At 46.3% G+C, this 11,947-nt stretch carries 10 protein-coding genes and 1 tRNA gene; 1 reads left to right on the forward strand and 10 read right to left on the reverse strand.

The window, feature by feature from the left end; all coding sequences use genetic code 11:
* The 8 genes from QNJ26_22330 to QNJ26_22365 form a co-directional block, all read right to left on the reverse strand.
* Window positions 1-172: LysE family transporter (locus QNJ26_22330; protein MDJ0988291.1), on the reverse strand; the 172-nt coding region annotated here is incomplete at its 3' end.
* A gap of 443 nt (window positions 173-615) precedes the next feature.
* Window positions 616-1,548 (reverse strand): YceI family protein, encoded by a 933-nt coding sequence (locus tag QNJ26_22335; GenBank protein MDJ0988292.1) that lies wholly within the window; start codon window positions 1,546-1,548, stop codon window positions 616-618.
* 106 nt (window positions 1,549-1,654) lie between these two features.
* A complete protein-coding gene (locus tag QNJ26_22340) occupies window positions 1,655-2,335 on the reverse strand; it encodes a hydrolase (GenBank protein ID MDJ0988293.1) in 681 nt (226 codons plus the stop codon).
* Window positions 2,336-2,396: 61 nt separating this feature from the next.
* On the reverse strand, window positions 2,397-4,403 hold the full coding sequence (locus QNJ26_22345) for an amidohydrolase (protein ID MDJ0988294.1): 2,007 nt from the start codon (window positions 4,401-4,403) through the stop codon (window positions 2,397-2,399).
* A gap of 89 nt (window positions 4,404-4,492) precedes the next feature.
* Window positions 4,493-5,485 (reverse strand): ring-cleaving dioxygenase, encoded by a 993-nt coding sequence (locus tag QNJ26_22350; GenBank protein ID MDJ0988295.1) that lies wholly within the window; start codon window positions 5,483-5,485, stop codon window positions 4,493-4,495.
* 46 nt (window positions 5,486-5,531) lie between these two features.
* Window positions 5,532-5,972: a MarR family transcriptional regulator gene (locus tag QNJ26_22355; GenBank protein MDJ0988296.1), complete on the reverse strand. Its 441-nt coding sequence runs from the start codon at window positions 5,970-5,972 to the stop codon at window positions 5,532-5,534.
* Between the two features lie 143 nt (window positions 5,973-6,115).
* Entirely contained in the window at window positions 6,116-7,972 is a 1,857-nt protein-coding gene (locus QNJ26_22360; protein MDJ0988297.1) for a monovalent cation:proton antiporter-2 (CPA2) family protein, read from the reverse strand.
* A gap of 2 nt (window positions 7,973-7,974) precedes the next feature.
* A complete protein-coding gene (locus QNJ26_22365) occupies window positions 7,975-8,583 on the reverse strand; it encodes an NAD(P)H-dependent oxidoreductase (GenBank protein ID MDJ0988298.1) in 609 nt (202 codons plus the stop codon).
* A 194-nt stretch (window positions 8,584-8,777) separates the two neighbouring features.
* On the opposite strand from QNJ26_22365, the gene QNJ26_22370 reads away from it, so the two are divergent.
* Window positions 8,778-9,548 carry an SDR family oxidoreductase gene (locus tag QNJ26_22370; GenBank protein ID MDJ0988299.1) on the forward strand — a complete coding sequence of 257 codons (771 nt, stop codon included), beginning with the start codon at window positions 8,778-8,780 and terminating at the stop codon, window positions 9,546-9,548.
* 439 nt (window positions 9,549-9,987) lie between these two features.
* Here the strand turns inward: QNJ26_22370 and QNJ26_22375 are convergent, their stop codons facing one another.
* Complete coding sequence (locus QNJ26_22375) at window positions 9,988-10,689, reverse strand: flavodoxin family protein (protein MDJ0988300.1); 702 nt, start codon at window positions 10,687-10,689, stop codon at window positions 9,988-9,990.
* 715 nt (window positions 10,690-11,404) lie between these two features.
* A tRNA-Glu gene (locus QNJ26_22380) sits at window positions 11,405-11,476 on the reverse strand.
* Window positions 11,477-11,947: the final 471 nt, after the last annotated feature.

Consider the following 11,947-nt stretch of genomic DNA (forward strand, 5'->3'; position numbering starts at 1 on the left):
CAGCACTGCTGTGCACAATGAGTCCAGTGCACAAACCAAGCATTACAACTATTCCAGCAGACCTACCACGTAAGGCGGACTGCGTCAGTACGAATATATTGTCGGGTCCGGGTGCAAGACCAAGCAAAATGGATGCTGTAAAAAATGTTATTAGTGTTTCAATAGGTATCATCTCACCTCTCAATTTGTACAATTAGATTTCTTTATCTATCAGACAATAATCTGTATTTGAATCTGGTTCCCCGCCTAATTTCATCCGCTATTAAATGGCATAAGTTATAATTCTATGGGTTGCGATATATTGAGAGTATCTCAACTTTGGCAATTTTACAGATATGAAACAGATATCACAAGCGTTTTCAGATTGTGGATTAAGATGACAAGTCTACAAATAATCAGCCTATTTTAAATTGTAAACTTCGTGCCTTACGACACAATTTAGGATTGATTAGAAATAGTTGTATATAAGGTGCGGCAATCTAAAAAATCCGAATCTTAAAATAAGGAATACCAATCTGAAAAAAATCGGCTATCCAAATTTTTTAGCAGGAAAGCCAAAACCAGAAATCATCAATTTTTTTGGGTGTGATAATATAATACAAACCAATGACTACTTTAATTACTTGTAACAATCTTCACTTGAAAACTAATAAGGTCATAGACAAGATGCATTCCAAGGTTTTCAAAAAACCGGGTTGATCCGTAGACCACATTCCAACGGGTTCGATCAATGTCGAAATGCGCTTCAGCAATTAGCCCACCGTCGTCGGTGCCGGCAATTGTGGTTGAAAAAGAAAGATCTGCTTTTATGCCTCTAAGATTCAATGTTCCGTTGACCTCATAATTCGGTGAACTCAGATGCGGCTCCTCGGCCAGCTGGCCGTTGTTGATCGTAAATTTTGCCGTGGGAAATGCCTTTACCAGAAAGAAATCATCTGACTTTAAGTGAGATACCAGCACCGGTTGGAGCTCGTCACCTTCCAGGTTGATGTTTTCGATCGAATCCATATCAATTTCTACCGCACCTGTCATGTTGCCGTTTTCGATTTGAATCTGTCCCTTGGCAATACGGACGGTCCCGAAATGCTTAGTATTGGGATTGCGGCCGAACCACTCAATAATACTTTGATCCGTATCGATCTGATATTGACCTTCGGGAAGTAAGAGCCGGACCTCGGGGTCAGGGACAATATCTGCAGATTCGCCATCCAAAGGATAGCCCAGAGCACGCCAGGACTCGATACCCCCTTTTAAAATCATGATTCGCTGATAGCCGTCCAGTTTAAGCTTTTCGGCGGCCGTCAGGGCATCCATGGAGCGCTCGCTCGACCCGTAAAGAACGATTTCCGCATCTTTATCGGCTGTGATCGAATGCATTTGATCCAGAAAAGTGACCTCAAAAACACATGCGTTTTGAGCGCCCGGCAGATGAACCTTTTGGAAATGGATTCCGGTTAGCGTGTGAATCAGAAAGAATGACTTTTGCTTTTTTATCCATGCCGACAGTTCTTCAGGCGTCACGTATTCAAACTGAATTTCATTGCTCATACCTTAACCTCCTCAAGTGTGTGTTTCTCAGTTCTTAAACGCTTAGTCCTTATACCATTATAATAGGACAAAACTGGACTTTTCACCATTCCCTTTGAGTTGCAATCTATTTTTCAACGACATGCGGATTTTGAGCAGCCTGCGGTGCCTTATGAACCATTGTGTAAGCATAGTCAATGCCGTCACCATAGGCGCCACCATGTTCGCGGAAAATATCGAGCAGATCGTCGTAATGCTCCCGGTTGGCCCAATCGCGCTGAAACTCCAGCACCGTGGGAATCGTTGTCATAGGAATCACTCCGGCCTGCACGCAACGACGAATGGCCGCATCGTGGGCCAGTTGCGATGTCGCCCCGCAGGCATCTTCGACAACGTAGATATTGTATCCCTCAGTGAGCATGTTAAGTGCCGGCCAAGTCACACACACCTCGGTCCACAGCCCGGCGATGAGGATGTTTTTCTTGCCGGTTGCTTTAACCGCTTCGCGGAAGGCCGGATCGTCCCACGAATTCATGCTGGTTCGTTCAATGGGTTGCTGCCCCGGAAAGACGTCCATTAGCTGTGGCCAGATGTAACCGCTGAATGATTCTGTCTCAACGGCCGTCAGAATCGCCGGCACATCAAATAACTTGGCCCCTTTGGCCAGCATAACCACATTGTTAACCAGTTGCTGACGCTCGATGTTGGCGACGCCGAACGTCATTTGGGGTTGATGGTCGATGAAAACGACAGCCGAGTTGTCGGCGGTAATCAGACCGCTGTCGGTATTTGATAGGATGTTGGTCATTTTATGTTCCTCCTCAAGGTTGTAATATTGTCGGTATTCTTGCTGTAAATTGATGAGTCCCTCAACCCAGATAACAGGGGCAATCAAGATTCCAATTACGCTTGTCACTTAAAACAGTGGTGTGATGATGATGTTCAAGTGCTTGCAAGTCATTTTTCGGTCTTTCGATTAACGAAGCCGCCGCAGCCGCTAAAGCCGGATTTTTTCGGCGCTGCTGCGCGTTGTAATACCCGCCGTATTTACCGACCGGCGACCAATCCGGACTCACGGGAAGCTCCGGAGGGCCGAGATGCTTAAATTCAGCATCCGCATAAACGACCTCACCGCCCAGCACAGTTAAAACGGCAGTGATGTTTTTTATTTTTTCGTCTTCAATGCTGAAAAAATCGTCTGACAACACCGCAAAATCCGCATATCTGCCGGGCTCGATGGTGCCTTTGACGGCCTGTTCCCTGGAAAACCAGGCGCTGCCGTGGGTCATCACGCGCAACGCTTCCATGCGTTCCAGACGGTTGGCGTCATCATAAAGTGGTGTCCCACCGATCGTTTTGCCGGTGGTCATCCAGTACAGGGTAATCCAGGGGTTGTACCCGGAAACGCGGGTAGCGTCCGTTCCACCGCCAACCGGGATCTCCATCGCAAGCATACGTTTCAAAGGCGGCGATTGTCCTGCCATTTTATCACCGTATCGACGGATGAAATATTCTCCCTGGTAAGCCATGCGATGCTGCACGGCGATGCCGCCGCCGAGTCTTTTAATTCTTTCAATGTTCTGCGGTGTAATCGTCTCGGCATGGTCGATCAGCCAGTTCAAACGATCCAGAGGTATGTCGCGGTGGACCCGTTCAAATATATCCAGAAATCGGTTGATGGTCTCATTGTAAGTGGCATGTACACGGAACGGCCAATTTTCAGCCGCGAGCAGCCGCACCACCTTTTCAAGATCCTGCTCCATGACAGATTTCAGGTGGGGGCTGGGTAATAGAAAATTTTCAAAATCAGCCGCCGACCAGACGAGGTTTTCGCCAGCACCGTTGACCCGCAGATGCGCATCCCCGCTGCCCGGTTTGGTCATATTCACCCAGCGCGAAAAATCCGAAAACTCCTTTCCGGGAGTCTGCGCAAAAAGGTTGTATGCAATCCGCAGCGTTAACTGCCCCCGATCATGAAGGGCATTGATGACGTCATAGTCCTCCGGAAAATTCTGGCCGCCGCCGCCGGCATCGTTTACACTGGTTACGCCCAATCGATTCAGTTCGCGCATAAAATGGCGCGAGGAATTGATCTGATCATCCCTGGAAAGTCGCGGTGCCTGAGCAATTGTCGAATAAACGATGTAGGCGTTCGGTTCAGCAATCAGCATACCCGTGGGGTTGCCGCGGGTATCCTTTTGAATCAATCCCCCGGGCGGATTTGGCGTCTCCCTGGTGATGCCCAGCGCCCGCAGGGCCGCCCTGTTTAACAGCGCGCGCGCATATAAATGGACCACCAGCACAGGGGTGTCCGGTGCGGCAGCGTTGATTTCATCCAGTGTCGGCATTCGCTTTTCGGCAAATTGGAATTCCGACCAGCCGCCAATCACCCGCACCCACTGTGGCGGGGGCGTGCGCTGAGCCTGCTCTTTGAGCATCTCCAGAGCAATCGCCAGAGACGGAACACCATCCCAGCGAAGCTCCATGTTGTAATTCAAGCCGCCACGAATCACATGGGTATGGGAATCGTTCAGCCCCGGAATGATGGTCCGCCTTTTGGCATCGATCACCAGTGTTTTTGGACCTTTTAACTGCATCATATCCCTGTCGTCCCCGACAGCCACGAACATATTGTTTCGGATGGCAAATGCCTGAACGAACTCCTTGCCCGGGGCCATAGTGGAAACCTTTGCATTGGTCACGATCAGATCAGCCTGAGCAGACGAGCTGCCGCTTGCGCCATGTGCATGACTGAAGAATCCAAATCCCCCGGTGATTGCAGGCGCTGCGGCCGCTGCCGCAAGTTTGAGAAAATTTCTGCGCGACAGCAAAGCTTCTTTAAGCGCATCCGCGTCAGAATCTTTGGAAAAAGACATTTTATATCTCCTTAAACCGATTACAGGGTATGGGCCTAACGCTATCCGGATTGGAGAAAGGTGACATACCCGATAATGCTGTTTTCAAATTAACTTACCGGTTCAACTTGGACGGGGTTAACAATGTGTGAGGGCAACTCTGGCAGACGGCTCTCAATTTCAGCGCGCATGGATTCATATTGATCGGGCAGCTTCAGATCACGCCCCAGTCGCTCAATAGGCTCATCCACGCTGAAACCCGGCGGATCGGTGGCGATTTCAAAGAGAACGCCGCCAGGCGCGTGAAAATAAATAGACTTGAAGTACTTGCGGTCCCGAATGGCTGTCACCGAAAAGCCGCTGTCTGTAAAGATTTCTTGCCAGTATCTTTGCTCGTCGTCTGTTGGTGTTCGAAAGGCAATATGATGAACGGTTCCACCGCCCTGCCTTCCGACGTCTACCTGGGGATCGATAACCACATCATAGAAATGCCCGAAGGCATCATCATTATCCATTTTAAAACGATAGCGGTCTTCTTCTATGTTGTGAAGTTCCATCCCCATCCGGTTGACCAGCAGATCCTGGATGTCATCTACAGCGTGCTGCACCGCGGTTGCCGAATGAAGTCCGAGGATCGGATGGCCGGACGTAATAGCACCATCGTTCAAAAGTGAATTTTCTGGTGCATGCTGGATTTCAACCAGCTCCAGAACAAGGCCATGGGGATCTTCAAATTGAATTATGGCGTCACCGAAACGTTTGCTTTCAGCTGTCTCAATGCCATGGCCGTTGAGCCGCTTGCGCCAGTAATCGAGAGATCCGGATGGGATTGCAAACGCAATGGCGCTCACCATTCCGGCGCCGGCTTTACCGCGCGGCAAATTTTCCCAAGGAAAAAAGGTGATAATGGTTCCCGGTGAACCTTTTTGGTCACCGTAGTAAAGGTGATAGGTGTATGGATCATCAAAATTGACGGTTTTTTTCACCAATTGCAGACCCAAATTATCTTCATAAAAAGCCACATTTTCAGCGGCCGATGAAGAAATAGCCGTTATGTGGTGGATTCCACCGATCTTGAAATTATTGTTCATATTATTGTTCATTTTAAGCTCCCTAATGATCATTTTTTAATCGAGATAAACTCGTATTTTAGACTTTTTCAGGGTCCATTGACTCAGCATTTAGGCCAATTTTTTTCAATAAGCGGACAAGCTCTGTACGCTCTGTGTCGGAAAGGACGCTGGCGATTTTTTCAAGATTATTTTCATGTTTTGCGTACGCTGTTTTGATGGTCTTGCGTCCCTTTTCGGTTAAATGCACGTAAAAGCTGCGCCCATCGGAAGGATCCTTAACTCGCCTTACCAGCTCCCTGGCTTCCATTCGATCAACCGCGGCCGTCATCGAACCGCTGGTCAACAGCACCTTTTGCCCAATTTTATTGATAGGAAGGGGGCCTTTGTGCAGCAGAGCCTCCATGATCGTGAAATCCGACAGGACAAGGCCTGTACGGGCAATGCTTGCCCTGTCAACATTTTCAACGGCCCTGGCGGCCTTCCATAATACCAAGCGTATATGAGGTCCTGTTGCCATGATGGTACGTTAATTCCAAAAACCTTGATGTCAAGATAAATTAAATATTTTTAGTTTGAATCGACTTTTTCCACATGGCATATTAAAACCTAAGGCAATTTGCGGCTTCTTAAATTTGAAATTCTTTCTAAAATAGAACTATTTTAAGTTTCGGGGTTTGCAGCGGTCCAGGCCTTGTCCAGCTCCTCCATGTCAATCTCCCGATCCTTATTCATCAATTCCGTAAGATCGGCATTGTGCTGCTGATACATGGATATATATTTGTCCTCATCCTCGCGATGAATTCGGTAAAGCTCTGGCATGGTATCCTTGTCCTTTTTTCGAAACAGACGTCTGATTTTATAAGCCTCATAAGGGTCAAAACCGAGAAGCTGAAGAGCATCTTGCCCAAGCGCCAGGGCACTGCCGAAGGTTTCCCGACGTATAGTAGTGACGCCAAGATCCATAAACTCAAAGGCTGCTCCACGGTCTACAGCATTGACTGCGATTTTAAGTTGCGGATAATGTTTCTGAACCAGTTTAACCAACTCCATTGATTTTTCATGATCCCCGAGAGTGATGATAATCAGCTCAGCCTCGGCAGCACCAGCTGACTCAAGCAGGTCAAGACGGGTTGCATCGCCATAGTAAACTTCGAAGCCAAATCGCCGAAGAATGTCGACGTTTGCTTCATTATGGTCAAGAATGACCGGTTTGACACCAGCTGAGATGAGAAGCCTTCCAAGATCGGTGCCAAGACGGCCAAAGCCTGCCAGAATGACAGATCGGCCGCCATGCTGTATATCGTCAGCCGGCCTTTCTGCACCGGTCTCCTGCAGGCGTGGTGCAATCAGCCGGTCATGCAGCAAAAAGAGCAGAGGTGCAAGAAACATGGATATGGCCACTACGGAGATAAGGGTTTCTGTCAGCGACTGTGGCAACACCCCATTGATTCTGGCGAACGAGAAAAGAACAAATGCAAATTCTCCTCCCTGCGCTAGTGCAAGGGCAAAGAGCAGTCGTTCATTACCTGGCATTTTAAATGCCTTCGCAATGGCAAACAATATTAGGGCTTTGATGAGTATTAGCCCGGTAACCAGTCCACCGATCTGCCATAATTGTTGAATGATCAGAGTGAAATTAAGGCTGGCACCAATCGAAATGAAGAATATACCTAGCAGAAGCCCCTTGAAAGGCTCGATATCGCTTTCCAGTTCGTGTCGGTATTCACTATCTGCAAGCACCACACCGGCAATAAAGGTGCCCAGTGCCGGTGATAGTCCAACTGCAGTCATCAGCAGGGAGATGCTGATAACCAGTGCAAGGGCTGCCGCAACGAAGACTTCCCGAATACGGCTGGCGGCAATAGCGCGAAAAATCGGTCTGCTGCCATATTTACCAACAACATAGATTAAGCCGAATGCCAAAAGCACCACGATGAGGCGTAGGTAAGCAGGAAACGTGGTGATGTCAAAAAATCCACCACCGTGGTGCGTATCGGTGTGAACCACCGCTGCTGCCAAGAGGGGCAGGATGGCCAGCATGGGAATGAAGGCCAGATCCTGAAACAAGAGCACAGAGAAAATCGATTTACCTGGCGATGTGTTCATCAGCCCTTTTTCGCGCAAGGTCTGAAGGACAATTGCGGTAGAGGAAAGCGCAAGAATGAGACCAACGGCAACGGCCTGCTGCCAGGGCAGGAAAAATGCACAAGCGAGACCGATCGCTACAAAGGTAAGCATTACCTGGCTGCCTCCCATGCCCAGTATCGGTGTGCGCATCTGCCAGAGCAGGGAGGGTTTGAGTTCCAGGCCGACTAAAAAGAGCATCATAACCACCCCGAATTCCGTAAAGTGCATCACCGTCTCGATATCGTCAATGAGTGACAGGCCGAATGGGCCAATCACAATTCCGGCGATCAGATAGCCGAGAACAGAACCCAGTTTGCATTTGCGTGCCAGCGGAACAGCGATAACCGCAGCGCCCAGAAATATAAGTAGCTTTAGTAAAAACTCTTCCATAGCTACACCTCATTGATAATTGATTTCAGTTCGTGGTTCAGTAGTTCGCAATCACGTGCCTTTGCAAGGTCCATTCGATTGTCACGCAAGGCAATGAGCGTTTTGCGGTAATCCTCCGCATGGCGGGTGCATTCTTCTTTCGGAAGCCCCTGGTGGATGCCGAGAACCGCAAAAGGTGGCAGCCATTCCATCTGACAGAGGTTGGCCGTTGCTCGGAACGGTGTAGTGAGTTCCTTGATAGTAAACATATTTAGGCCGTCGGTTCGATAGTTGCTTAAATCACCTCCTGCTGTCAGGGCCTGAAAAGTGATCTTGCCCGCGAGAACTGTGCCGGCTGCACCATAAGCCCAGGCGTGTTCGAGAACCAGGTCAAACCATTCCTTGATGATGGCCGGTGTCGAATACCAATAAAAAGGGTGTTGAAAGACAATAATATCGTGGCCTTCACAAAGTTTCTGCTCGTGGGAAACATCGATGAGAAAATCGGGATAGCTCGCATAGAGGTCGTGGAAGGTAATCCCCTCAAGGTTTTCCGCTGCCTTTCTCAGAGCAGCATTGATTGTTGAGCGTTTGAAGGCCGGATGGCCAAAGAGAATTAAGATCTTTTTCATTACTTTTCCTGTATTGGATGGCACAACAGATCACGTAGATGCTTAAGGCGGTCCCATCCATTAGCAGTGTTATCAAGATGTATACTTGTGCTTGACAAAAACTGATGAAGCCCCACCATATAAAGAATAAATTTTACGACCGTTTTAAATAACTTCAAGTTATTCAGTGAAAAAATTTTCAGGGAGGAATGAAAATGCAAGCATCCAATACACCACTGGCTCTAATCGTCGGCGGTTCCAGCGGTATTGGTAAACAATCCGCTATTCGTCTCCTCAAGCTCGGTGCAGAGGTGATGTTATTGGCGCATGATCCAAAGACATTGGAAAACGCCAAAGCCGATTTGGAACCAATCGGGCCGGTTCAAACAGCAAGCGTCAATCTTTATGACGAACAACAGGTTGATAGTTTTATCGAGAGTTTGAACAATGAGCCCCGCCACATTAAATACTTGGTCAATGCTGCCGGATCGTTCAATCCAACCAAGTTTTTAGAACACTCCAAGTCTGACTATGATAAGTACCTTGATCTTAACAAGAGCTTTTTTTTTATTTCTCAGACTGTTGCAAAAAACATGAAACAGCACGGAGGCGGCGCCATTGTTAATATCGGCTCAATGTGGGCTAAACAATCGATTAAGGCGACACCTTCATCAGCTTATTCCATGGCGAAAGCTGGCCTGCATTCACTGACACAGCATCTGGCAATGGAGCTTGCCGAATACAATATTCGGGTAAACGCCGTTTCGCCTGCTGTTGTGGTAACACCCATTTACGGTGAGTTTATCGACCCTGACAAAATTGAAGATACACTGGCCGGTTTCAACGAATTTCATCCGATTGGCCGGGTAGGCCGCGTTGATGACGTTGCAGCCGTGGTCGAATTTTTACTGTCGGATGATGCTAGCTGGGTCACTGGTGCCATTTGGGACGTCGATGGCGGTGTAATGGCTGGTCGCAACCAGTAAAAAAGTACCGGATTACCAATGTTCTGTTCGAAAAAATAGTCAATCTGTGGTGAGAGTTAAAGGTATGTACATATTAGTTTTAGCAATTATGGCAATTTGGTTTTATTCGGTTTATAGCTTCGCAAAGTGGAGATTTGATTACAGTTCAAAGAAGGGTGTGCTACTTGAATCCGTATTGCATGATCGCCTTACCAATCTATATCTCAGATGCACTACAGGAATTGTTTTAGCACTAGTTCTTTATATCATTTAATGATGGTATAAATTTTAATGATGGTATAAATTGAGTTTTGGGTCTTCTGTTGAAGCTGTGATCAGCTAAGAAAATACTGTAGTAGCCCCCATTTGAATCGAACGCTCCTGATACATAGTAGACTACACCAATCAATCTTCAAAAAAATACGATTAATCAAATCGAGAACTCATAACCAGACGGAGATTAAGCTGACTCGGAGAACATTTGCATTAAGGTTTTCTGCATTTTTTGGGTCACGGCCTTGCGGTCATGACCGTTTCGTAATCGTTTACCCAGTTGTTTACCTGCGGAAACGGCGGCTTCCAAAACTTCCGGTTGCTTGGTGACCCTTGGAATCATGTCTTCGGTTATTTTTACCCCTTCTCCATAAAGCAGAGCGGGCACCCCGACTTTGCATGTCTCACCGAAACCGCATGAAAAACATGACGCGGCACCCTGGCCGGTAACTTTACCAACGGTTTCGATAAAACTATACAGGAAAAATTTCTCAATATCATCAGCGGGAAAAGATCCGGATGTGCCGCCCACACCCACAGCAACTCCCAATTTACCCCACAGGGTATCTCCCTCTTGATGGCGAAATTGGTACCAGCGTTCTAAAAAAGCATGTGTTACTGCATTTAAGGTGGAATAATAATTAGGGGCACCAATGACATAGGCATCAACCTCGGCTATCAACGGACGCAGCTTTGTTAAGTCATCTTCGACTTTACAAATATTGTCTTTGACACAACCTAGACAGGCAATGCACCCACTAATCTTTTTACCCCGTAATGAGACCAGTTCGTAATCACAGTCGGTGTTTTCCAAAACCGTTGTTACCAACTGATGGACACCGGAAACACCCTCTTTTCTGCTACTTCCAACAATACCCAAAATCTTCATGCGCTACTCCTTAATAATTCTTTGGTAAGAAAAAATACTGGACCTGATTAAAAACTATTTTAAAAGAATCTGATTGCAGTCCTGTGCAATGCTGAAATGCTGACGATTTTATAAATTAATCTGCATATCAAAATTGCACAACTTTTACCACAGTTGGCGAAGTGACTGAGTGTGTATTTCATATGAAAATCTAAAATATTTCGCTATTGTCCAAATTGTATATAGCGTGCCTAAACCTAAAGATTAGAGAAACTGAAGATTTCTACATGATAACTCAACTTGATTAGGATTGAAGTTTGGAAATTAGGTTGCAATTTAAACATTCTCGAATAGAAAAGAGTGTAGAAATTAATCTAATCTCTTGATTGTACTGTGGGGGGACGACGAGACTCGAACTCGCGACCTTCAGCGTGACAGACCTTCCGTTAAATTGTTAGTTCGGGTGCATTTTGTAAAGGTGGTGGGGAATACTGTGGAAAATTATTAGTTTTCAAATAAAAAGGAGGCAACTAATTTTAGTTAACCTTTTGAATTTATTTTGGTTATGTCAGGAGGATTCGAACCCCGGGTTAACGGCGTAGAGACCAAATATTTAGGAACTAATTCGTTATGATTTAACTGTATTTACTTGTTTAATGTTGGGAATGGTGTTGGGTGTTTAGATTTATGTAAAGTAAAAAAGGCTTATAATTTGTTATAAGCCTTTAATTTTATTTGGTGATCCCAGGGGGATTCGAACCCCCGTTACCGGCGTGAGAGGCTTATTTGACCTCTAATAATTACAACCACTTAATATGATTTCAAAGACTTAGATTAATGGATTGTAATGGATCGTGATAAATTGCAATGGTAATTTGCACCCTATACGCACCCAATATTAAAGCCCCGATTGCGGTCGGGGTTTTTTATTTGATATCGAAAGTTTAGAATCAATGATATTTCAGCTTATTTAGTCCAATCTATAAAATTCCCTATTTTATATTTCGTCAGTACACCTAACAAATTTTCGGTCCTTCCAGATTTCGCCATCAGGCACGACATATACAATTCCAGACCTTGCAAAAAGTTAAAGACTTGAATATGCATTATACAATCAGTTACTCCGATAGCTAATGTCAATGCCGGCTCACGAAGGTTATTCTCAGCGATACAAAAGATAAATTTTTCCAGATACACACCCTAAAATATACCACCATCAACAGGGGGAATCCTTATGAACAAGGCAGACACAATTATTCGAGAAAAAGCATACATAGGG

The organism is Desulfobacterales bacterium (genome assembly GCA_030066985.1).
Lineage (GTDB): Bacteria > Desulfobacterota > Desulfobacteria > Desulfobacterales > JAHEIW01 > JAHEIW01.